The 22,483-nt window shown below is 60.3% G+C and carries 24 protein-coding genes; 13 read left to right on the forward strand and 11 right to left on the reverse strand.

Going from position 1 to position 22,483, the window contains the following annotated elements:
- The gene (locus HZR20_RS09090; RefSeq protein ID WP_181686268.1) at nucleotides 1-315 is read left to right on the forward strand and encodes a DUF7126 family protein; all 315 of its coding nucleotides are present in this window, start codon (nucleotides 1-3) and stop codon (nucleotides 313-315) included.
- 14 nt (nucleotides 316-329) lie between these two features.
- Here HZR20_RS09090 and HZR20_RS09095 read toward each other — a convergent pair whose 3' ends face one another.
- Both HZR20_RS09095 and HZR20_RS14355 read right to left on the reverse strand, forming a co-directional pair.
- Nucleotides 330-1,031 (reverse strand): MBL fold metallo-hydrolase, encoded by a 702-nt coding sequence (locus HZR20_RS09095; RefSeq protein ID WP_181686269.1) that lies wholly within the window; start codon nucleotides 1,029-1,031, stop codon nucleotides 330-332.
- A 41-nt stretch (nucleotides 1,032-1,072) separates the two neighbouring features.
- Nucleotides 1,073-1,555, reverse strand: a complete 483-nt coding sequence (locus HZR20_RS14355) for a MogA/MoaB family molybdenum cofactor biosynthesis protein (RefSeq protein ID WP_181686270.1) — start codon at nucleotides 1,553-1,555, stop codon at nucleotides 1,073-1,075.
- A gap of 262 nt (nucleotides 1,556-1,817) precedes the next feature.
- On the opposite strand from HZR20_RS14355, the gene HZR20_RS09105 reads away from it, so the two are divergent.
- Together HZR20_RS09105 and HZR20_RS09110 are read left to right on the forward strand one after the other, a co-directional pair.
- Nucleotides 1,818-2,057 (forward strand): hypothetical protein, encoded by a 240-nt coding sequence (locus tag HZR20_RS09105; protein WP_181686271.1) that lies wholly within the window; start codon nucleotides 1,818-1,820, stop codon nucleotides 2,055-2,057.
- A 43-nt stretch (nucleotides 2,058-2,100) separates the two neighbouring features.
- On the forward strand, nucleotides 2,101-3,780 hold the full coding sequence (locus HZR20_RS09110) for a histidine kinase N-terminal 7TM domain-containing protein (RefSeq protein ID WP_181686272.1): 1,680 nt from the start codon (nucleotides 2,101-2,103) through the stop codon (nucleotides 3,778-3,780).
- A 32-nt stretch (nucleotides 3,781-3,812) separates the two neighbouring features.
- Here the strand turns inward: HZR20_RS09110 and HZR20_RS09115 are convergent, their stop codons facing one another.
- The 3 genes from HZR20_RS09115 to HZR20_RS09125 all read right to left on the reverse strand — a co-directional run bounded on the left by HZR20_RS09115 (nucleotide 3,813) and on the right by HZR20_RS09125 (nucleotide 5,381).
- Nucleotides 3,813-4,010, reverse strand: a complete 198-nt coding sequence (locus HZR20_RS09115) for a heavy-metal-associated domain-containing protein (protein ID WP_181686273.1) — start codon at nucleotides 4,008-4,010, stop codon at nucleotides 3,813-3,815.
- Between the two features lie 94 nt (nucleotides 4,011-4,104).
- Nucleotides 4,105-4,695: an NUDIX hydrolase gene (locus HZR20_RS09120; protein WP_181686274.1), complete on the reverse strand. Its 591-nt coding sequence runs from the start codon at nucleotides 4,693-4,695 to the stop codon at nucleotides 4,105-4,107.
- Between the two features lie 272 nt (nucleotides 4,696-4,967).
- Entirely contained in the window at nucleotides 4,968-5,381 is a 414-nt protein-coding gene (locus tag HZR20_RS09125) for an Lrp/AsnC family transcriptional regulator (protein ID WP_181686275.1), read from the reverse strand.
- 102 nt (nucleotides 5,382-5,483) lie between these two features.
- Here HZR20_RS09125 and carA point away from each other — a divergent pair, with 102 nt between their 5' ends.
- Nucleotides 5,484-6,527: a glutamine-hydrolyzing carbamoyl-phosphate synthase small subunit gene (gene carA / locus HZR20_RS09130; RefSeq protein WP_181686276.1), complete on the forward strand. Its 1,044-nt coding sequence runs from the start codon at nucleotides 5,484-5,486 to the stop codon at nucleotides 6,525-6,527.
- 3 nt (nucleotides 6,528-6,530) lie between these two features.
- On the opposite strand, the gene HZR20_RS09135 is transcribed toward carA, so the two are convergent.
- The 4 genes from HZR20_RS09135 to HZR20_RS09150 all read right to left on the reverse strand — a co-directional run bounded on the left by HZR20_RS09135 (nucleotide 6,531) and on the right by HZR20_RS09150 (nucleotide 9,082).
- On the reverse strand, nucleotides 6,531-7,157 hold the full coding sequence (locus tag HZR20_RS09135) for a hypothetical protein (protein WP_181686277.1): 627 nt from the start codon (nucleotides 7,155-7,157) through the stop codon (nucleotides 6,531-6,533).
- Between the two features lie 201 nt (nucleotides 7,158-7,358).
- Nucleotides 7,359-8,210: an isoaspartyl peptidase/L-asparaginase gene (locus HZR20_RS09140; RefSeq protein ID WP_181686278.1), complete on the reverse strand. Its 852-nt coding sequence runs from the start codon at nucleotides 8,208-8,210 to the stop codon at nucleotides 7,359-7,361.
- A 9-nt stretch (nucleotides 8,211-8,219) separates the two neighbouring features.
- Nucleotides 8,220-8,669 (reverse strand): UPF0179 family protein, encoded by a 450-nt coding sequence (locus tag HZR20_RS09145; RefSeq protein ID WP_181686279.1) that lies wholly within the window; start codon nucleotides 8,667-8,669, stop codon nucleotides 8,220-8,222.
- A gap of 26 nt (nucleotides 8,670-8,695) precedes the next feature.
- On the reverse strand, nucleotides 8,696-9,082 hold the full coding sequence (locus HZR20_RS09150) for a DUF5820 family protein (RefSeq protein ID WP_181686280.1): 387 nt from the start codon (nucleotides 9,080-9,082) through the stop codon (nucleotides 8,696-8,698).
- 402 nt (nucleotides 9,083-9,484) lie between these two features.
- On the opposite strand from HZR20_RS09150, the gene HZR20_RS09155 reads away from it, so the two are divergent.
- From HZR20_RS09155 to HZR20_RS09185, 7 genes are all read left to right on the forward strand, one after another.
- Nucleotides 9,485-11,554 (forward strand): PrkA family serine protein kinase, encoded by a 2,070-nt coding sequence (locus tag HZR20_RS09155; protein WP_181686281.1) that lies wholly within the window; start codon nucleotides 9,485-9,487, stop codon nucleotides 11,552-11,554.
- Nucleotides 11,551-13,866, forward strand: a complete 2,316-nt coding sequence (locus HZR20_RS09160; protein ID WP_181686282.1) for a PrkA family serine protein kinase — start codon at nucleotides 11,551-11,553, stop codon at nucleotides 13,864-13,866. The genes HZR20_RS09155 and HZR20_RS09160 overlap by 4 nt, the downstream gene beginning before the upstream one ends.
- A complete protein-coding gene (locus tag HZR20_RS09165) occupies nucleotides 13,857-15,164 on the forward strand; it encodes a YeaH/YhbH family protein (RefSeq protein WP_181686283.1) in 1,308 nt (435 codons plus the stop codon). Before HZR20_RS09160 ends, HZR20_RS09165 begins: the two co-directional genes overlap by 10 nt.
- 5 nt (nucleotides 15,165-15,169) lie before the next feature.
- A complete protein-coding gene (locus HZR20_RS09170) occupies nucleotides 15,170-17,194 on the forward strand; it encodes a SpoVR family protein (RefSeq protein WP_374057594.1) in 2,025 nt (674 codons plus the stop codon).
- Between the two features lie 324 nt (nucleotides 17,195-17,518).
- On the forward strand, nucleotides 17,519-18,061 hold the full coding sequence (locus HZR20_RS09175) for a TasA family protein (RefSeq protein ID WP_181686285.1): 543 nt from the start codon (nucleotides 17,519-17,521) through the stop codon (nucleotides 18,059-18,061).
- Between the two features lie 67 nt (nucleotides 18,062-18,128).
- Nucleotides 18,129-18,698 carry a signal peptidase I gene (locus HZR20_RS09180; RefSeq protein ID WP_181686286.1) on the forward strand — a complete coding sequence of 190 codons (570 nt, stop codon included), beginning with the start codon at nucleotides 18,129-18,131 and terminating at the stop codon, nucleotides 18,696-18,698.
- A complete protein-coding gene (locus HZR20_RS09185; protein ID WP_181686287.1) occupies nucleotides 18,682-19,716 on the forward strand; it encodes a SipW-dependent-type signal peptide-containing protein in 1,035 nt (344 codons plus the stop codon). The genes HZR20_RS09180 and HZR20_RS09185 overlap by 17 nt, the downstream gene beginning before the upstream one ends.
- Before the next feature lie 8 nt (nucleotides 19,717-19,724).
- Here the strand turns inward: HZR20_RS09185 and HZR20_RS09190 are convergent, their stop codons facing one another.
- Nucleotides 19,725-20,360 (reverse strand): IS6 family transposase, encoded by a 636-nt coding sequence (locus tag HZR20_RS09190; RefSeq protein WP_181686288.1) that lies wholly within the window; start codon nucleotides 20,358-20,360, stop codon nucleotides 19,725-19,727.
- Between the two features lie 237 nt (nucleotides 20,361-20,597).
- On the opposite strand from HZR20_RS09190, the gene HZR20_RS09195 reads away from it, so the two are divergent.
- Nucleotides 20,598-20,969 (forward strand): hypothetical protein, encoded by a 372-nt coding sequence (locus tag HZR20_RS09195; protein WP_181686289.1) that lies wholly within the window; start codon nucleotides 20,598-20,600, stop codon nucleotides 20,967-20,969.
- A gap of 28 nt (nucleotides 20,970-20,997) precedes the next feature.
- Here HZR20_RS09195 and HZR20_RS09200 read toward each other — a convergent pair whose 3' ends face one another.
- Nucleotides 20,998-21,882 carry a hypothetical protein gene (locus HZR20_RS09200; protein WP_181686290.1) on the reverse strand — a complete coding sequence of 295 codons (885 nt, stop codon included), beginning with the start codon at nucleotides 21,880-21,882 and terminating at the stop codon, nucleotides 20,998-21,000.
- 199 nt (nucleotides 21,883-22,081) lie between these two features.
- Here HZR20_RS09200 and HZR20_RS09205 point away from each other — a divergent pair, with 199 nt between their 5' ends.
- Entirely contained in the window at nucleotides 22,082-22,468 is a 387-nt protein-coding gene (locus tag HZR20_RS09205; protein WP_181686291.1) for a secondary thiamine-phosphate synthase enzyme YjbQ, read from the forward strand.
- Nucleotides 22,469-22,483: the final 15 nt, after the last annotated feature.

The following is a 22,483-nucleotide window of genomic DNA, read 5'->3' on the forward strand; positions in this document are numbered from 1 at the left end:
ATGAAGGCAATCGTTGCCGGACCGGACGACAGTGAGATCGCCAGTGCTATCGAAGCGGAAGGCCACGACGTGACGACAGTCGCAGTCGGTGACGGCGAGTCACTCGAAGCGGCCGGAATCGTCGGGGCCGACGTCTACGTCCTGACCGACATGGCCCAGGCAACCTCCATCGCCGTCGCGAACGATCACAATCCAGACGTCCGGGTCGTCGTCTATGCCGAGGGTTCCCTGCCGGAATTTGCCACTCGGCAGACTGATCTGGTCGTCGATCCGCGGCTACTCGATCCCGATGCTGTTGCCGAAGAACTGGACTGACGCCGAGTGGCTGTTCACAGCTGTGGGGCAAGGTCGGCCAACCGCTCACTGGCCCGTTCGACGAACGGCGTTCCGTGGCCCATTGCCAGAATCTCGATATCGAGATCCAGTTCGGCCAGCCGACGGATACTGTCCGCAACTGCAGACGTATCATAACTCAACGCCCAGGGTGACGTCTCCAGTCGACCCCCCGACTCCCTGACGAGATCGCCGACGAAGGCGACCGATCGGTCTTCATCGACGTACGCGACGTGTCCGCGAGTGTGGCCCGGGGTGGTATAAACGGTGAGACCGCCGACGGTGTCACCATCCGAGACCGTCTCGACTGGGTTGGCCGGCGACGTGGTGAACGGCGCAGTCAGTGACTGGAAGGCCGCTTTCCGGTCGGTCCAGCCGGGCGAGCGATCGCCCTGGAGGATGGCGGCGTCCGGTTGGCCCGCGTAGATCGGACAGTCGAGTCCGATCGAGTCGAGTCCGCCGACGTGATCGAGATCGTAGTGGGTGAGCGCGATCCGATCGACGGCACGCGGATCGACCCCGACGTCGACGAGGTTTTGACGCAGGGCTCGCCGCGACCAAGGGCCGCCGGCATCGATCAACGTCACATCCTCGCCTCTGTGTGTCTCGTCGGTCGACGAGCCGTCGTCGACTACGAGGTAGGCGTTGACGCCCCGAAGGTCGAACCACCAGATCCCGTCGGCTATTTCGGTGGCCATGCGGAGACGTACAACAGCAGCGGGCAAAAGTGTCCGCGTCCTTAGGCTGGTTCGGCTACGTCTTCGAGGAGTCCATCGAGTGTCTGGAGGACGATCTCAGAGACGGTAAAGCGAGCGGCGTCTTTCTCGCCTGGCAGACAGAACACGGGAACACCGTCGCTAATGCCTGCCGTTGGCCGCATGCCGATCACCTCGGGACCGACGCGCTCGTGATAGCTCACTCTGAATAGCTCACCGAATCCCGGTAGCTCCGTCTCGAGCAGCGGATCGACGGCTTCGACAGTCACATCCGTGGGGCCCACACCCGTCCCGCCCACAGTCACAATGGCAGTGACATCCCGCCGAGAGACAGCCCGATCGCCCGCGGTCTGGACGGGGTCACTCCCAGCTTCGACGGTATCCTGCCCGGCGACGGTTCGCTCGTCGCTTTCGAGCGCGTCGATGACGACGGCCGCTGGATCTGAATCCGTTTCGTCGGACCCATCGTCAATCGAGAGCACGAACACCCGGCCCCCACACTGCACGACCGCTCGTCCAGCTGCTCGGCGTGTTCAACCGCTGGGTCCGGCGACGACTCCGGCGATGGCTCTTTACGTTCGCCCTCGGTCGATTCATCAGCCTCGTCGTCTGACCGCCCCCGGCGGGTGTCCCCCGTTTGAACGTCAACCATGGCCCCCGTGATTCTCTCCCCTGAGATAGACCGCCTGTCAGGACGATCCCCGATGGTATGTCCCACCACCGTGACGGAGCGGCACGGTTTAGTCAGCCCGTCTCGATCAGCGACGTATGGAGAGTGATGCGGACGACAGCGAGCAATCCAATCGGGCACACTGGGTGCTAATCGGGTCGCTGCTGGTCGCGCTGATCGCCGTCCCGTGGGCGCTGATACTGCTCCCGAGTGTCCGGGGGGTCGTGGGGCTGTTCGGTCTCACGTTCCGGGACGCATATCTCGTCGTGCCACTCATTCCAGCGCTCGGTCTCGGAGCACTCGCGGTCTGGACGGCGATTCGCTCAGGAGACCCGTAGCGTTGCCGACCCTTTTTCACTTAGTCGCCGAAAATGACTGCCAATGTGGCGCATCTATCTCGCGCTGGTGTTTTTCGCCGCGGTCTTTGGCACTGCGCTTGCGCTGTACACACTCTTACATCGGGAGACGCCCGGTGCTGGTCCGCTGGCGCTGATGTTGCTCGGAGCCGCGATGTGGTCGACTACGGACGGGCTGAGTATGGCCAACCTCGGCGCTTCTGGGACGCTATTTTGGGCCAAGCTTGGACTCGCCATCACTGCCGTCGTCCCACTGGCCTGGTTCCTGACAGCCGTCGAATACACCGGCTACGATCGATCGATCACGTCGCGGCACTTGCTCGGATTGCTCGTCGAACCGATCGCGTTCAGCGGGCTGATCTGGACGACCGGGAGTCACGACCTCGTTTGGTCGAATCCACAACTCGCCTCACTTGGGCCGTACACGACGATTACAGCCACACGCGGGCTCGCCTACTGGGGCCACGTTGTCTACTCCTATGCCCTGATCGCACTCGGTGCACTCCTCTTGGTCCGTGTCATCCTCCGTGCGAACGACCTCTACCGCGCACAAAGTACCGCGTTACTGCTGGCGATCGTCATCCCGCTCGTCGCAAATACGGCATTGCTGTTCGGGATCACGCCGGCCGGTATCGACGTGACGAGCGTTGCCTTCGTCGCCTCTGGGGCTGTCGTCACGGTTGCAATCTTCCGCCGACAATTGTTGAGTGTCGCGGCCGGCACCCGCGAAATCGGCCGTGACGAGCTCGTCGATCAACTCTACGATCCAGTGTTTATCGTCGACAACAACGGTGTCGTCAACGATTGCAATCCCGCTGGGACCGATCTCGTCGGAACGAGCTTCGACAATACAGTCGGGGAATCACTCGTTGATCTCCTTCCGGACCTCAACGCGGTGTTCCCGACCGAGAACACGTCGGATCACCACGCAGTGACGATCGAGCACAACGGCTCCGTACGGACCTACGACTGTCGCACGACGCCACTCGACAGTCCATTTGGCGAACGGTCCGGCACTATCGTGAGTTTGCGAGACGTGACTGAACAGACCCGGCGAGAACAACAACTGGACGTCCTCAACCGGTTGCTCCGGCACAACATCCGCAACGAGATGAATGTCATCCGCGGGCAGGCAGAATTACTCGGCGAGGCTGTCGAGACGAACGCCCTGGAATCGCGGGTCGAACGGATCGTCGAAACGGTCGATACCGTGACCGAACGAAGTGACAAGGTCGGGACGCTCACGCGGGCGTTCGACGACGATCCCACCTCGATCGACCTTGGAGTCATTCTGCGTGACGCGATCGGGTCGGTCACTACCGAGTATCCCGCAGCGACGATCGATCTCGAGGGCGATCCGAACCAGCGCGTCAAAGGTGCGGCGTCGCTCGGTGTCGCCTTCGAGGAACTCCTGACAAACGCAGTCGAGCACAACGATAGCGACCAGCCACAGGTGACAGTAACGGTCGCGGCCGACCCCGAGACAACTGCAGACGTAACAGTTCGGATCAGCGACAACGGCCCGGGTATCGACCGGCAAGAACGAGCGGTCATCGAGCGTGGGCAGGAAACGGCGCTCGAACACGGCAGTGGGATCGGCCTCTGGCTGGTTGCCTGGATCGTCCGGACCTACGGCGGGACAATGTCCTTTGCCGACGCCGAGGGTGGAACGACTGTCGTGATTCAACTCCCGAGTGACGCGTAAGGAGCGATCGAGTACGCCAATCTCGTCGGTGATCAGGCGGTCGCTTCGTAGCCGGCGTCTTCGACGGCAGCAACCAGCGCGTCAGGGTCGGCCTCACCTTCGACGGTCGCTTCTTCTGCCTCGTGGTCAGCGGTTGCCGTCGTGATGCCATCCAGTGCTTCGAGGGCTTCGACGACGCTCTGCTCGCAGTGTCCACAACTCATCCCTGTGACAGTGATCGTGCGTGTCATGCGAGGAAATAGGGGGGCCGCTTTTTTCCGGATTTCGCCTCAGAATCGAAACTCACAGCAGGACAAGACTTCGGATCGGCAATTCGACCCCGCTTTACTCGACGTCGCGACGCATCGCAATCTCGAACCAGGGGCACAGGCGAAGCTGTCGATACCATTCCGGGTGCTCGTATAATCGATCGTAGGGGACCCACATGAGACCGCCCACTTCGTCCGGATCGGGATCGAGCGAGCGATCGGTCAGCGTTGCCTGCAGGACCGAGCAAACCTCGTGCTCGACGCCGGCGTTCTCGAAGTACCGCTTGTACTCGAACTTGTCCGTGACCCGGAGGTCGTCGTACTGGTCGGGTGTGACGCCGAGTTCCTCTTCGAGTCGCTGGCGTGTGGCCGCCTCTTGGGACTGGCCATCGACCGGATGAGACGCGACCGTTCCATCCCAGTGTGTTGCCCAGAGGCGCTTCCCCGGCGATCGCTGTGCGAGCAGGATGTTGCCCTCGGTATCGAACAGCAACGCGGTGAACGCCCGGTGGCGAATCCCCTCGCCCGTATGGGCGTCAAGCCGGTTGACAAGCTCCTGTTCGGTGTCCTCGGCGTCGACGGCGATGACGTCCTGCAGTTCGTTTTCGTGCCGCACGTCTGCCTCAGTGGCGTCGGAATCGCTTCCCGACTCCTCGCTCGTACTCATACACGAGTTCTCGGAGAGCGGGTTCAAACAGTCTTCGACTCACGGAAGATACCGCCTCGAAACCAGCACCCACCACGCCCGCTCTTCGAGGATCAGCCTTCTTCGCTGGATCCTCGATATCACCGACACACCATCTTCACCCGACCCGTTCTTCGAGGATCAGCCATCCTCGGCGGATCCTCGACATCACCAACACCACACGCCACTACCCCACTCGCTCTTCGAGGATCAGCCATCCTCGGCGGATCCTCGATATCACCGACGCACCATCTTCACCCGACCCGCTCTTCGAGGATCAGCCTCGTCTTCGTCCCGACAACCTCGTCGCGTTCGCGTGCCCGCGTGATCAACTCGTTGACTTCGCTGGTATCGGCACAGTCGACGATCAACACGACGTCCTCCTCGCCACTGACCTCCCAGACGAAGTCGACCTCGGCCCACTCGGCGAACGCGTCGGCGAGAGCGTGATGGTCGACATCTACGTCGACACCGATATCGATCATCGCCTTGACGTTTCCCGTCTGGGTGGCAACGGTAAAGCGTTCGATGATGCCATCCTCGACGAGTTGCTCGACGCGGTTGCGGACAGTCCCTTCCGACGTCCCGACGTGATCAGCGATCTCCGTGTACGGTGTGCGGGCGTCCCGCCGAAGGATACTCAGTATCTCGCGGTCCAGATCGTCCATCGAGATATGTGGCTACCGCGGGTCCCCACTTGAGGATTACGAATTTCGTAACTCTGCTTCGAAAGCAACGCTTATCACCGGGCCTTCCATACGGATCTCGTAATGACAGACGCCTATGTGGCCCTAGAAGGTGAGCGCGTCGTCGAGGCGCGCGCTCGCTCGCCAGGCACGACCCGCGGGGAACTGGTCTTCACGACAGCATACACCGGCTACGAGGAGAGTCTCACCGACCCCTCCTACGAGGAGCAGATCCTGACCTTCTCGTATCCGTTGATCGGTAACTACGGCGTCCGCGAGGAGCGATTCGAATCCGATCGCGTCCACCCTCGCGGGGTCGTCGCTCGCGAGATGACCGACGACGTCGCCGAGTGGCTCCAGGAAGAGGGGCGGCCGGCCGTCGACCACATCGACACGCGTGAGTTGGTCACGGAAATTCGCAACGAAGGGGCAATGAAGTGTGGGATCGCCGCGGGTGAAGACGTGACCGAAGCGGACGCGCTGGCCGAACTCCGCCAGTGTGAGCATATGAGCGACCACACGGATATTGGGAGTCAGGTCAGCGTGACCGAGCCGGTCGTCTATAACGAAGATGGTGATGGCCCCGACGTCGCATTGATCGATTGCGGCGCGAAGGGGTCGATCCAGCAGTCACTGGTCGAGCGTGACGCCGTCGTCCACGTGCTCCCGTACGACACGACGCCGGCCGAGATCTCGGAACTCGATCCGGATCTCCTGTTCGTCTCCAATGGCCCGGGCGACCCCGAGAACTTCGAGGCCGCTGGCGACCTCGTCGACGAATACGCCGGCGAGGTGCCGCTGGCGGGCATTTGTCTCGGTCAGCAGGTCGTCGCCAACGCGCTGGGTGGATCGACCGAGAAAATGGAGTTCGGACACCGCGGCGTCAACCAGCCCGTTCGCGACCTCCGGACGGACCGGGTCGTGATGACGACCCAGAACCACGGCTACACCGTCGCCAACCCGGGAGAGAACCTCGAAGTTACGCAGATCAACGTCAACGACGACACGCCCGAGGGGCTGGAAAACGACGAGCTGGAGATCATCACGCGTCAGTACCACCCCGAGGCCAATCCTGGCCCCCACGACTCGCTGTCCTTTTTCGACGACGTCCTCGAACTGGCCGACTAGTACTTAGGACGAATTGTCGACCGTTTTGCCACGGTACGTAATCGTCCGGTCCTGCTCCTGGGCGTCATCTTCGGTTTCGGACTCCATTCGCACTGGGCGACCACGATACATAATTCGATTCGCGTCTTCGCTCTCGATCTCCTCGGGTTCGTCCGGTTCACGCTCCGCGATGAACGCCGCTGCCTCTGACAGCGTCGATTCAGCGGTCTTCCGGTGGACCCAACAGTGGTAGGCCTGCCTTGGCGTGCGAAGTTCGAGTCGGTGGCCACGAAATCCAGTACTGTAGTCGACACCGGCGACTGATTCGTGTGGAATCTCGATCGTTTCGTCACCCGATTGCTGGCCAATCAGACAGAGTGTTCGCCGGCCAGTCACGACAACGATCGTCCGGAAGTCACCGTCGGGCGATACCGTATTGCGCTTTGATCCGCGCCCGATGCCGCGTTTCGCATTTGTCAACAGGAATGCTGGCGCTTCGCTCCCTTCGAGGTGCGTTATCGGCGGTTCGTTGACTGGGGGCAAATCGGTAAATCGCCCTTCACGGCCGGCGAGCGTGGCCATCGAAACCGAATCGTGAGGAGCCATTTCGGCCAGGGTCAGCGCTCGATCCAGAATCTGCTGGTCAGTCATGGCAATCCACACGCGACAAACCGATCACTCGGCACACGATCCATATTCGATTGCTCACGTCACCTGGTCATGATAGTTGTGAACGTGGTAGTATTCGCGATTCACCAAAACAATTGTTTGGGTATACTCTCTCATCTTTCAGAGTAATCAGTCGAATAGCCCGACAATCACCGGGACTCGTCCCAAACGATCGGGCGTCCGTCAGCGCTCGCCCTGGGCCGTCTGCATCGCCGCGCTGTTGTACGCACTGCCGGCCCTCCCGTCCCGGTCGAGGACGATAACCCCGGCCGTCCCCTCGACACGGTCGTCGAACCGCTCGATCGCCCGTGACGCCGCTCGCTCGGGGGAATCGCCGTCTTCGAGGTGCTCGACGGCCCGGCGGGCCACTGCTTCTTTCGCGATGTCTTCGCCGGCACCGGTTGCGCTTGCGCCGCCAGCGTCGGTGGCATAAAAGCCGGCACCGATCTGGGGGACGTCGCCGACGCGTCCGGCAAGCGCTGCCCACCGTCCCCCGGTCGACGTCCCGGTGACGATTCGGTCGCCGTCAGTCGCGACTGCACCGACCGTGTCGCTGCCGCCAAACTGGTCGGCCAGCCAGTCGAGTTGCTCGGCCACGGATTCGCCAGGGGGCGTGGTTTCGTCCCATCGCTCTTGCGTCCGATCTGCCCAGCAATCGACGCCAGTTTCGACGCCGTTCGCCGCAGCGAAGTCTGTCGCCGGCTCGCCCGCGAGCATGACGTGGGGTGTCTCTTCGAGGACTGCCCGCGCGACGTCGATCGCGTTGGCGACGCCGTCGAGGCCGGCGACGGCCCCACACTCCCGGTCATCGGTCATCAGCCCGGCATCGGTCCGGATCTGTCCGTCGGTCTGGACCGCGCTGCCGACCCCGGCGTTGAACCAGGGGTCGGCTTCGAGGAAACTGATCGTCGCACAGACCGCGTCGAGCGGCGTCTCTCGATCCAGCCCTGCCTCGACGGCGGCCTCGATCCGTTCGCGTCGTTCGGGCGGCTCCTCGGGTGGTGACCCGGCGCCGCCGTGAGCGATGATTCGCACGGTTCAGCCTCACTCCTCGGGCGGGGCGAGTTCGACCTGGGTGAGGTCCCGTTCGAGCATACAGTAGTCGTGGGGCGGTTCGCCGACGACGCTGTCGATACGGTAGGTCGTCTCGAAGTCTGCTCCCGCGGGTTCACAGAGGGCATGGCTCGGGCACTCCTCGTGGGGACAGGAGCCTTCGAGTTCGACCTTGCTGCCGGCGTAGGCGCTCTGGGCGGCGACGTTGGCCCGGATCGGGGCTGGTTCGACCTCGACGGCCGTGACGCCGACATCGTGGACCGCACATTCGAGGGTGTTGGCGTTGTCCCGGACCTCGGTCACGCGATAGCGTCGTCCTACCTCCAGGTTCAGACACTGCTCACGATAGGGGCAGCCCTCGCAGGCGGCCGATTCCCCTTGATAAACAAACTCGCTGCCGGAGTCGGCCAGCCGCGTTCCGAGAAGGGTGATTTGCGTCATTGGCCCGGCATAGGCGGTCGCGCCGATTAAGTCTCCCGACCGGTCAGCGTATCGAGTCGATCGAGGTACGCCGTCCGGGGCTGCTGGTACAGTGCTCGATAGTCAATCTCGCCGGCTGTAAACGCCCGAGCCAGCTCGAGTGCCCCGTCCAGGGCCGCCTCTCGATCGTCGTACTCACGCGTCTCGCCCTCGATTTCGGGTTCCAGAAAGAGTGTCACCCGCCAGGGATCGTCGGGATCGGGCTTACGCCGGCCGGGACGTCGACCTCGTCGGCCGCGGGTCACATACAGCGTCGGGAGACAGGGCGCGGGGAACGTATCCGAATCGAACACGTCGGGTCGATAGACCACGACCAGTTTCGTCGGCTCCTCGCTCCAGACGGTCCACCCATCGGGCACCGAATCGATTGGCACGGTTAGACCTGGAACCGCGGTCCAAAGAGTTTCTCGGTCGGTGTTGGTACCGGCTTCGAAGTCCAACTGGACAGACGTGGCACCGTTCATATAAAAAGCATTCAGATTCGCCACCGCTTTGTCACAACCAGTGTCAGAAACAGCCGATAGACTGGCGTTACCGACCTAATTTTCATCATGGTAATGTCCGACAGACAAACACTTAAATAGTAGCAGTACTCACCCGTTATTACTACCGGTGGTTTCCTTCCATCGACACTCCGCTGGAAAGCGCCCGTCGCGGCCCACGGAGTGGTATGTGTTCACACAGCGTACTCGACGGAACGACGGGTCGATCGCTGCCGGTAGCTTGCAGAGTGGTCCCGTCCGATCGAGCGCGTGTGAGGAACCGATTGTGATAGCATGAATGGCACCAGAAACACCCTCGCTGACCTGAACGAACAGTACCGGGATTCGATACCGGCAGACCTCCGACAGACCCAGCAGTTCCAGTGGTATCTCGACGAACTCCAGGAGACCCCGAAAATCGCCCGCAACGCCCACCAGCGTGTCGCGGACATGTTCGACCACTACGGAACGACCTACGACGAAGACGAGGGCGTCGTCGAGTACGACCTCGCCGCCGCAGATCCCCTCGACGAGGGGGAAAACACCTTCTACGGCCGGGTGATCCACGAGGCAATCCACGAGTTCGTCAACAAAGTCAAGAGCGGCTCGCGCGGGCTTGGCCCCGAGAAGCGGATCAAACTCCTGTTGGGCCCCGTCGGCTCCGGCAAATCGGACTTCGACCGACAGGTCCGGCGGTACTTCGAGGAGTACACCATGCGGGACGCCGGTCGGATGTACACGTTCCGGTGGACGAACCTCCGGGATGTCATCCCCGACCAGGACCCCGACGATGACGTCGTCCGGTCACCCATGAACCAGGATCCGCTCGTCTTACTCCCCCAAAAACAGCGGGATACTGTCCTCGAAGACGTCAACGAGGCACTGGAGGCCCCATACACGATCCGCAACGAGCAGTCCCTGGATCCGGCAAGCGAGTTCTACATGGAGCGACTGCTTGCCCACTACGACGACGACCTGCAGGCGGTCGTGGAGAATCACATCGAAATCGTTCGCCTCGTCGCTGATGAGAACATGCGCCAGGCGATCGAGACGTTCGAACCCAAAGACAAGAAAAACCAGGACGAAACGGAGTTGACGGGCGACGTCAACTACAGCAAGATCGCCGTCTACGGCGAAAGTGACCCGCGGGCGTTCGACTACTCCGGGGCCTTTTGTAATGCCAATCGGGGTATCTTCTCCGGCGAGGAGTTGCTGAAACTCCAGCGGGAATTCCTGTATGACTTCCTGCACGCGACCCAGGAGCAGACGATCAAACCACGGAACAACCCCCGGATCGACATCGACCAGGTGATCGTCGGGCGGACGAACATGCCCGAATACAGCGAGAAGAAGGGCGACGAGAAGATGGAGGCCTTCAACGACCGGACCAAGCGCATCGACTTCCCGTACGTCCTCTCGTATGACGATGAAGCGATGATCTACCGGAAGTTGCTCAACAATGCCGACCTGCCGGACATCCACGTTGAGCCACACACGTTGGAGATGGCAGGCCTGTTCGGCGTCCTCACCCGCATCGAAGAGCCAGACGAGGCCTCGGTGTCGTTACTCCAGAAGGCCAAAGCCTACAACGGCGAGAGCGAGGCCGAGGACGTCGACGTCAAGAAGTTGCGCGAGGAGGCCACAGAGAGCGCCGAGATCGGCGAGGGCATGGACGGCGTCTCTCCGCGATTCATCGGCGACGAAATCGCCGAAGCGATCATGGACTCGATGCACCGCGACCGGGAGTTCCTCTCCCCGCTGACGACCTTCAACCACTTCGAGGCCAATCTCGAACACCACGGATCGATCCCCCAGGAGCGCTTCGAGACCTACTACCGGTATCTCGAACTCACCCGCGAGGAGTACCGCGATCGGGCGATCGACGACGTGCGCCACGCCCTGGCATACGATGTCGAAGAGATCCAGCGCCAGGGCGAGAAGTACATGGACCACGTCATGGCTTACATCGACGACGACACCGTCGAGGACGAACTCACCGGCCGGGAGACCGACCCCGACGAGCAGTTCCTCCGCAGCGTCGAGGAACATTTGGATATCCCCGCAGATCGCAAAGACGACTTCCGCCAGGAGGTCTCGAACTGGGTCTCCCGCCGGGCACGCGAGGGCGACACGTTCAGTCCGCAGGACAACGACCGCCTGCGCCGGGCCTTAGAGCGGAAACTCTGGGCCGATAAGAAACACAACATCAACTTCTCGGCACTGGTCGCCAGCTCCGAGATGGACGACGACGACCGAAACGCCTGGATCGAGGCCTTAGTCGAGCAGGGATACTCTCGGTCTGGTGCCGTCGAAGTCCTCGAGTTCGCGGGCGCGGAGGTCGCAAAGACCGAACTCGAAGAATGACCACCGAACGTGACCCGGGCCGGGCTGAAGGGCCTGACGACGCCCAGCAGTATCTCACAAACGCCAACGAGCAACTGGCCGCGACCTACGAGCCGCCGATGACGCTGTCTGACTACGTCGAGACGATCCTCGCCGAGCCACGGCTGGCAGCCGACGCCAGTACGTACCTCCTGGATGCGATCGAAGCCGCGGGGACCCGGACCGTCATCGAAGAGGGCGAGGAGCGCGAGCGCTACCGGTTTTTCGACGATCCGTACAACGATGGCGAACACGCCATCCTGGGCAACACGGACGTCCTCAACGACCTCGTCGACGACCTCCGGACGATCGCCGCCCGCCGGGGCAAAGCGGAGAAGATCATCTGGCTGGCTGGCCCGACAGCCACGGGCAAGTCGGAACTCAAACGCTGTCTGATCAACGGCCTCCGTGCGTACTCCCGGAGTGATGCGGGTCGGCGCTACACTGTCGAGTGGAACCTTTCGGGAGCCAGCGAAACCGGGGGACGTCTCACCTACGGCGATCACCCATCCGACGAAGACGACTGGCTGGAGAGTCCGGTCCAGACCCATCCGCTATCGGTATTTCCGCGGGCAGTCAGGCAGGATCTCCTGGCCACATTGAGTACGCGCCTCGGGGACCATACCGACGTGAACGTCCAGAGCGATCTGGATCCGTTCTCGCGAGTTGCCTACGAGTATCTCGAAGACCAGTATCGCCGCGATGGGGCCCAAGAGCTGTTCACGGCGGTGACGGACCCGGATCATCTCCGGGTGAAGAACTACGTTGTCGACGTCGGCCAGGGCATCGGCGTGTTACACGCCGAAGACGAGGGGACGCCAAAGGAACGCCTCGTCGGATCCTGGATGCCGGGGATGTTACGCGAACTCGATTCGCGCGGGCGAAAGAACCCCCAAGCGTTCTCCTACGACGGCGTGCTCAGCCAGGGCAACGGCCTGCTGACCATCGTCGAGGACGCAGCCCAGCACGCGGATCTCCTGCGGAAGTTGCTGAACGTCCCCGACGAGCAGTCGGTCAAACTCGACCGTGGCATCGAGATGGATGTCGACACGCAACTGTTGATCATCTCGAACCCGGATCTCGAAGCGCAATTGGACAAACACGCCGATCGGGGCGGTTCGGATCCGCTGAAAGCACTCAAACGCCGCCTGGACAAACACGAGTTCGGATACCTGACGACGCTGTCGCTGGAAGCCCAACTCCTCCACCGCGAGCTGACTGGTGACCCTACCGTCTGGACCGCTGACTCTTACGACGAGCTGGCCGATCGCATCCGCGAGCCACTGACCGTCGACGTCAGAGGTGGATCGGGCGTGACCGATATCGAACTCGCCCCGCTTACGATCGAAGCCGCTGCGCTGTACGACGTCGTCTCTCGCCTCGCAGAGCGTGATCTCCCGAGCTCACTGAACTTCGTCGAGAAGGCGCTGATCTTCGATCGCGGCTATCACGAAGACGGCAACGAACGGATCGATGCCGCCGAGTTCGAGTTTGACTCGGACGCCCCGGACGGCGACCGTGGCATCCCCGTCACCTACACCCGGGACATCATTGCCGACCTGCTGCACGCCGACCGGGACCGGCATCACCCCGAACTGGACGTGGCGTCGGTGATCATGCCAGGCGACGTGCTGGACGCTTTGGCTTCCGGATTGATTGACGCGCCAGTGTTCGGAGAGAGTGAGGTCGAGACGTTCGCCAAGCGCGTCACGCAGGTCGAAACCTACATCCGGTCTCGCCAGGAGGCCGACGTTCTCGATGCGATGCTCAAAGAGAAACGCGTCGAGCGCGAGACCGTCGCCGAGTACGTCGAAGCCGTCTACGCCTGGGCGACGGATGGTCGTGTCGAGAACGATCGAGGCGAAGACGTGCCACCGGATCCACTGACGATGCGAGTATTCGAGGTCGAACATCTCGGTCGGTTCACGGAAAGTCACTACGACGGCAACGAACCGGGGGAAGCGGTCCGAGCATTCCGGAACGACCGGATCGTCACGGCAGTCAACCGCCACGCCTGGGAATCCCGCGACGAGGGCTTTACCGTCGAGGAGTTCGAACCCGAATCGATCCCTGTTATCGAATCGATCCTCGGCAGTCACGACTGGGAAACCGTCCGTCGGACCTTCGAGGACTTCGAGCCGGGCCAGTGGGCAGATCCACCACAGGGAACGGAGACCGAACGCGTCAAAGGCCGGACGATCGACCGGCTCGTCGACGAATTCGGATACAGCCTGGCGTCGGCGGAACTGACCAGTCGATACGTCCTCGACGGGGTGGCCCACCGATGGGACTGAGAGCGGACCTCGAACGCTACCGGCAGGTTGGCGAACAGCGCCGCCAGGACCTCGCCGAGTTCATCCAGTATGGCGACCTCGGGCAGAGCCGGGCCGACCAGGTCCACATTCCGATCAAGATCGTCGACCTGCCAGAGTTCGCGTACGATCAGCGTGATGCGGGCGGCGTCGGACAGGGACAGGGAGAAACGCCGGACGTGGGCGATCCGGTGGGCCAACCACAGCCTGGCGACGGCGAGGACGGTGATCCGGGCGAAGAAGGTGGGGAACACGACTACTACGAGATGGATCCCGAGGAGTTCGCCGCGGAACTCGACGAGGAACTTGGACTGGATCTTGACCCGAAAGGCAAGTCCGTCATCGAGGAGACAGAGGGTGACTACACTGACGTCACCCGGTCAGGTCCTTCGAGTACGCTCGACTTCGAGACGCTGTTCAAGCGCGGCCTCAAGCGGAAACTGGCGATGGACTTCGACGAGGACTACGTCCGGGAGGCGCTGAAAGTCGAGGGGTGGGGCCCCAAAGATGTGTTCACCTGGGCGCGGGAGAACCGGATCCCCGTCTCCAGGGGCTGGATCGACAGTGCATACGAGGACCTGCCGGTCGAGGCGCGCGATGAATGGGATTCGATCGAGTCGATGAAGGCGGCCGTCGACCGGGAACACCCAGCCGATCGGGTTCGTCGCGAAGGCATCTCCGAGATTCCGTTTCGCCGCCAGGACGAACGCTACCGCTATCCCGAGACTATCGAACGCAAGGAACGCAACGTCGTCGTCGTCAACATTCGAGACGTCTCCGGGTCGATGCGCGAACAGAAGCGCGAACTGGTCGAGCGAACGTTCACGCCACTGGACTGGTATCTCCAGGGTAAGTACGACAACGCCGAGTTCGTCTACATCGCTCACGACGCCGACGCCTGGGAAGTCGAACGCACCGAGTTCTTCGGGATCCGGAGCGGCGGCGGGACCCGAATTTCCAGCGCATACGAACTCACCCAGGAGCGACTCGAGACGGCTTACCCGTTCAACGAGTGGAACCGTTACGTCCTCGCGGCCGGCGATAGCGAGAACTCTAGCAACGACACAGAGGAGCGCGTCATCCCCCTGCTGGAAGCAATCGATGCAAACCTCCACGCCTACGTCGAAACCCAACCCGGTGGGGAAGCGATCAACGCCACTCACGCCGAGGAGGTACAGCGACACTTCGGCGGAACCGACGAGGTCGCCGTCGCCTACGTCAACGAACCGGGCGACGTCACCGACGCGATCTACGACATTCTCAGTACGGAGGCATCATGAACACGATCGAGAACCGCACCGAAGCGAAAGAGACTGCCCGACGGCTGGAGAAACCTGTCGAGCTTGCGGGCAAGTTAGCCCGAAAGCTCGGCCTCGATCCCTACCCCGTCAATTACTGGATCGTCGACTACGCGGAGATGAACCAGCTGATCGCCTACGGCGGCTTCCAGCACCGCTATCCCCACTGGCGATGGGGCATGGCCTACGACCGCCAGCGCAAGCAGGGTCAGTTCCTCGGCGGCAAAGCCTTCGAGATTGTCAACAACGACAATCCAGCCCACGCGTTCCTCCAGGAGTCCAATTCCCTGGCCGACCAGAAGGCCGTGATCACCCACGTTGAGGCTCATGCAGACTTCTTCGCTAACAACGAGTGGTTCGGGCTGTTCACCGACAGCGATTCGACCCAGGGGGCGGACGCCGAGGCAGACCACCAATCGAACAGTCCCGACGCGAGTGCAATGCTGGCCCGGCATGCCGATCGGATTCGGGAGATCATGGCGGACCCCGAGATCGACCGGGAAGCTGTCGAGCGCTGGATCGATCACGCTCTCTGTCTCGAAGACACCATCGACCAACACGCCGCCTACCGACCAGTCAGAGACCAGGCCGAGGCCCGTGAGACAGACGAATCAACTGACCCCGACGTCGACGATCTTGATCTCTCGGCGGAAGTGACGAGCCAGGTGTTTGACGAAGAACAGCTGGCAGACGACGCCGAATCGGAATCGACGTCATTCCCGGCCGAACCCGTCGAAGACGTCCTCGGCTTCCTGCTCGCAGAAGGCACACAGTACGACGCTGAAGCGGGCAAAGCCGTCGAAATGGACGACTGGCAGGCCGAGATCCTCGAAATGCTGCGACGCGAGGCCTACTACTTCGCCCCCCAGAAGATGACGAAGGTGCTCAACGAGGGCTGGGCGGCCTACTGGGAGTCGATGATGATGGGCGAGGAAGCGTTTGCCGGCACTGACGAATTTCTCACCTATGCCGACCACCAGGCCCGCGTGCTGGGGTCGTCGGGACTGAACCCCTACAAACTCGGGAAGGAGCTGTGGGAGTACGTCGAGAACCGGACGAACCGGCGAGAGATCCTCGAACGATTGCTTCGCGTCGAGGGCGTCACCTGGCGGACGCTCGGGGAGTCTGTCGACTTCGATCACGTTCGTGAGTTGCTTCGGCCGCCTGCGTGGCTTCAAAACGTTCCTGGCTGGCTAGAGCGTATCGACCCGGACGACCCGAGAGTCGACGCCGATGCACTATCTCGTGCTCGGGGTGGCGAACTCGATGTCGACCGATACCCTTGGGCGGTGCTGACGTACGAGGGACTCGCTCAGCGCCATTACTCGCTGTTGAAACCCCAACACAGAGGCTTTCTCGAACGGGCCGGCCAGTCCGAACGCGAGTCGATCGCCCGATACCTCTTCGACGATCAGCGCTACGACAGCGTCGAGGACGCACTGGCAGACGTCGAGTACACCCGCGGGTGGGATCGTATGCGCGAGATCCGCGAAAGTCACAACGACGTGACGTTCCTCGATGCCTACCTGACCGACGAGTTCGTGACGGCAAACGACTACTTCGCCTACGAACACAGCCACAAGACTGGTGACTTCCGGGTCTCCAGTACCGATCCCGACGACGTCAAGCGCAAGCTGATGCTCCGGTTTACCAACTTCGGGAAACCAACGATCGTCGTCGAGGACGCAAACTACGACAACAGTGGGGAACTCCTACTCGCCCACCGATATAACGGCGTGATGCTCGACATCGAACAAGCGACGGACGTCCTCGAACGCGTTTTCGAACTGTGGGGCCGGCCGGTCACTCTCCTCACGATCACCAAGGAGTTCGACGATCACGACGTGGAAGTGGCTCGTCGTCGCGACGAGGAACCAGAGCCCGTCGAAGTCGGGAAGCGACTGCGCTACGATGGCGAGCGGGTCTCGATCGATACCGTTGACTGGTCGACCGTCGAGCACCTGGCCGCCGACGATATTGACTACGACACGAAACCCGAGGAGTGGCTGTAAGCTAATTTATCACAGATAATAACTGTAGGTCGGTTGCTATAATCGGACCTGATCCGCTCGAAATATATTATTCTAACGTGTATTCGAGGAAGATAGACGTGACTACCGCATCTATATTCCGAATAGAGGAATGAGATAATAAATCCATTCAGAGTATTAGTGAGTATTTGGTCTGTAATATCCCGATTATCAAAATTTTAGCCGATTTTTCGCAATGCGAAAGCACCGGCGACTGTTTTTACGTGCGAGGGTATTAGGTATAGCGAGAACGACGGACTGAGCCCAGAAGCGTCTGGCACGTCCGTCGGACCGAACCACACAACGATGACAGAGATAGAACTCACACGACGACGGATTCTTGCAGGGGTACTGGTAATCGGCCTCGCCGCGGCGGCGGCCGGTGTCGGGACGTTCGCCCTGTTCAGCGACGAAGCGACCTCACCAGATAATACGATCAATGCAGGAACACTCAATCTAGATCCTGTTGACGGCAATTTCACTGTGGATAATATCTATCCGACACAGAGTACAACCCAAAACATCACGACAAGTTATCAGGAGAGTGGAGACATTGGATCAAACCTCAATGTGTCAATTTCCACTGCTGACCCTTCAAATGCTTTCTCCGACCAATTAGATGTCGATAGTGCTGTTCTCAAAGTCGATGGTTCGACAGTGGAGACCCTTGCTGACAGCGGAACCCTCTCAGACCTCGAAGGGACACACTCTGGATTAACGACACTCAATGGTGGCGAAGATATCGCCCTTGAGGTGACATTCACGCTAGGTGAGGATACATCCAACACGTTCCAAGGAGACAGCCTAGATATCACAGTGTCGTTCAACGCAACCCAGCAAACGGAATAGTAATCCTATTCAGACGATCACTGGACCTGCCTTCCCGAATCCGGGCGGAGAATGATTCGGTAACGTGATGGGACGACTACAGGGAGACTGGAAACGGATAGGCAAGATCGCAGTAGTCATTGCTTTCCTCGTCGTTTTCGTCGGCGTTCTCATCACGACAGTTCCACAAGTGGCCGGTGCCGATCATAGTTACGTAGTTCTTTCTGACAGCATGTCGCCGTCGATCCAGGCTGGCTCGGTCGTGCTGGTGAGCGAGGTGCCAACCGACACCATCGAGAGTAGTGACGTCATTACGTTTCAAGAACGCAAGAATGACGGCACAAAGACGCGAGTTACCCACCGCGTTGTCGACGTGATATCAGACGGCGAGACGCAACAATTCCGAACGCAAGGCGACGCGAACAGCAACCCGGACCCCCAATTGGTCTCGGCAAATTCGGTCATCGGCGTTGTACAGTTTCATCTGCCGTTGATCGGTTATTTGTTCGACTTCGCTGACTCACCCATAGGAATTGCCGCCCTGATTATCGTCCCAGCGGTGTTACTCGTCGGATTCGAAGCGAGAGACCTCTACAGGGCAGTTACCGAGTCAGGAGCTGAATCGTCTGAAGAGTCCGACGATGGGGGTGCTGACTGACGTGGCGCGTGTTCGTCTCTGGACGCTCATCCTGATCGGCGGTGTGTTGCTCGTCAGTGCTGCCATGGTGGGCGGCACAGCAACCTACGCACTGTTTTCGGACTCAACGCAGGCGAGCGGGACGATTCAAGCGGCTGAATCGTTCGCCACGACGCCGCCGAACGGCTGCGCCTACGACGATATCAATGGCAACGGTGTCTGGAACCAGGGGGAACCATCATACGACGAAAGTGAACTGTACTCCTTCAATGACGAATCCGTCACGCTTGTGATCCCCGAAGATTGTGGGCCGATCGAAAACTCAGGGAACATCGATATTACAGCTGGGTCTGTCACTGCCAACACAGGCTTTGAAACAAGCGGTCTTGGGAGTCTCTCAATATCGGCTACGAAGGGCGCTGTAGATCTGCAAGATGAGCAACTCCTGTCGAATCTCAGGGTATCGATAACGGCGAGCGGACCTGTAAACATTAATAATGTTTCCGTTCTCTCACGGTGGGGTAGTCTCTTTAACTCCCCAGGAATCGCCATCTCGGGCAACTCCCTTTCAACTGTCGACGCAGAAATGGGAGCAAACAGGAACCAAATTCGGCTGAGAGCTACCGGCGGAGATATCGATGGAACGGGAATGTCACTGACAGCGCCAGGCAACTTTTTCAGTGATGGTAATATTCAATTAGAATCAAATGGGAACATAAAACTCGAGAATGCTGCGCTTGACGCTAGCGACGAGATGTCGTCGGATCTAGCTAGTCCCGAGAATACCCTGTTCGTAGACGGATTGTCCGTCAGCGATTCGGACGATAGGCTGGTGTACACGCCCCCAAATGTCACAGTAGAAGGGACACCGAGTAGCGGAAACGTGATTCAAGGAAGCACCACCCTTGCCACCATGAATTCTCTCGATGTGTCCGCCAGAGGTTCGAATTTTTCCCGTAACGACGTCGTCCTCGAAGAAACGACCGACTGGGAGAAACTCGGTGAACGACTGAACGTCTCAGTATCGCCCCCCGAATAGGGTCGTGTTTAGTTTAGGGAGTTCCACCATCGTGCGAAGCTCTGGAGCCAATTTTCGGCTGTTTCCGGTTCGACGTGTCTGAAACAGTTTGAGAACGAAGATGTTCGGCGTTTTACCTCACGGAAGATACGTTCGACACTGTTCCGATTTCCGCTGCGTTCAACCTGAAATCGGAGCCCGACTCGTTGAAGCGCAGTTTGGAGATGTTGGGCACCATCGACGAGAAACACGGCGTTGTCGACATCGTGTTTCTCGCGGAGTTCCTGCAAGAACATCTCAGTCAACGCGGTCGTAGTCGTCGAATAGAGCTGTATATGCAGCAATTCGTTCGTTTTTGGATCCGCAGCGGCGTACAGCCAGTACCGCTGGTCGTTGATCCGAATCACTGTTTCGTCCAGCGCAACTTGATTCGGAGCTTTCCCGCTGACTGGCTGTAGATCGGCTTTCTGTACCCAATCGTGGACGGCTTTCCGCGATCGTTGGACACCGAACTTCTCAAGTTCCGAAACGGTATTCGAAAGTGATAGTCCCGCAAGATGCAATCGAATACCGAGCTCCATCAGCCGGCGCGGTGTCCGCTCACGCTCCACAAAATCTAACTCAATCCAATCGCTACTGCCACTGAGGCGTGTGATTTCTGGCATAGAGCACCATCAAATCATCACGCCTCACTTTTCACGCTTAACTAAACACCGCCCCGAATAGCATACGAAGACTTAACTTTCGGATTGTTATATTGCCATCATCAAGCACTTCGGAACCCTAAATTAAGCACATTTTTAAATCCTGAGTCGTACTGAAAGGATGCTAATCACAGGCCATTTTTCGATTTGATAAATGGGGCCATGGGTTGATATACGTCACTACCCCAAGATATACCAATGGCAACGGCCGACCCGGAGTGGCTCCACTTCGAGGGCTCACCCTTCGAAGAGGATACATTCCGCAACGTGTGGTTGCTCGCACTTGCCACGTACGGCGTCGGCGACATCGTGACGACGATCACGATCGTCTATTTCAGCGAAATCCACGTCGAGGCGAATCCGATCGTCAACGCCTCGATCGATGCCTTCGGCGGCGGCGGCTTTCTCGCGATGAAATTGCTCGTGCTCTACACCTGCCTGGGAATCAGCATCTGGGCGGGGCGACTCGAAAACGATCGGCTGCTGTTTTACGGCCCGCCGCTGTTGTTGATGCTGGTCGGCCTGCTCATCACTGGAACGAATTTGATGATCCTCTTTGCCGCAGCGTGACGGGATCACCGACGCTGGTGGCGATCAATCACGATTCGGGAGCGCGAAGTTCGAAGACGGCGTCGAAGGTCGTTCCGTCGGACTGGATTTCGTTGCCGACGGACTCATCGATCCGCCAGTCCAGTTCGACGGTGACGCTCTGGCCAGGCTCGACGGTCTTGTTCGGCGCGGCCGTTCCGGAGAGTGAGGACAGCGAGACGTACGAAGATGACGAACCGGCGACGATGACACGCTCGCCGTCCGGATACTCGAAGGTGAGTTTGACCTCGACGGCCTCGGATAGTTCGCCTTCAGTCGGCGAGTCGTCGACCGAGGCTTCCGGGCCGACGATACCGTTCTCGTGATCGGTGACCGTCACTGTGGCCAGTCTAATGGTCCCGGCTTGCTGGCCACCGTTGGTCAACGTCACGGTCTCGGCACCGGACTGGCCGGGGACCACGTTCTGGGTCTGAAGCAACGTGGCGTCATCGGGGGCATCCAGCGAGACTGTTGCCTGGTCGTCGGACGTGCCACCGTCGCCCCCTCCACCGGCACCGGCAGAGTCGGATTCTGTCCGGGTCGGCGTCACAGTGGCGGTACGCGTGGGCGTCGGCGTGGACGTCTCCGTGCCTTGGACTGTTTCCGTCTCACCTTGTGTCGTCGTCGGTGTCACCCCGACGGGCGTTGTCGTCGAAGTCGGTGTGTCCGCGGTGGTGCCGTTGGTCGGCGTTGCTGTCGTCGTGACTGTCGAGTTAGCTGTCACCGTCGATGTGGGCGTTGTGCCTGGCTCACCCGTCGGCGTCTCCGTGTCACCGTCCGGACCGAAGATCGTGATCGTCCCAATACCGGCCCCGAACAACACGACTACTGCCACCAGTAGCAGGAGGGCGATCCGGCGTCGAGAGCGGGATTCGTCTTCCTCGGAGTCAGTCATGTGTATCCCTCGATTTTCGGGATGACGGCAACAACCGACCAGCGTAGAGTCGGATACCATGTTTTTGGCCTGTGGCACAATAAACTACAAGCACGTTTTCGAGTCGAGTAATCACTTCCGTCGCTCGGAGGCCGGGACTGATTGTTCAAGAAATACGGTCGGCAGAGTGCTTATGCAGATTGCCGACCGAGATGCGATCATGTCCGAAGAACTGTCAGTCAGTACCGACGAGCGGCTGTCGGTCATCGACGTGACGAGTCGCGTTCAGGAGGCGGTCCCACCCGAGGCAACCGGGACATGTACCCTTTTCGTGCCACACACGACGGCTGGGGTCACCATCAACGAGGGCGAACAGCGACTGCTTGGCGACTTCGAGACGGCGCTGTCGGAACTTGTTCCGGATGACGGCTGGGACCACGATCGGATCGACGACAATGCGGACGCACACGTGCGATCGATGTTGGTCGGCCCGAGCGTGACCGTGCCGGTCGAAGACGGGCAACTCGAGCTGGGAACCTGGCAGTCGATTCTGTTCATCGAGTGTGATGGGCCGCGTACCCGGACACTGCGCGTCCAGACGGCCTGATCCGACCGGCGGTCT

Origin of the sequence: Halorhabdus salina (assembly GCF_013839425.1) — an archaeon.
Lineage (GTDB): Archaea > Halobacteriota > Halobacteria > Halobacteriales > Haloarculaceae > Halorhabdus > Halorhabdus salina.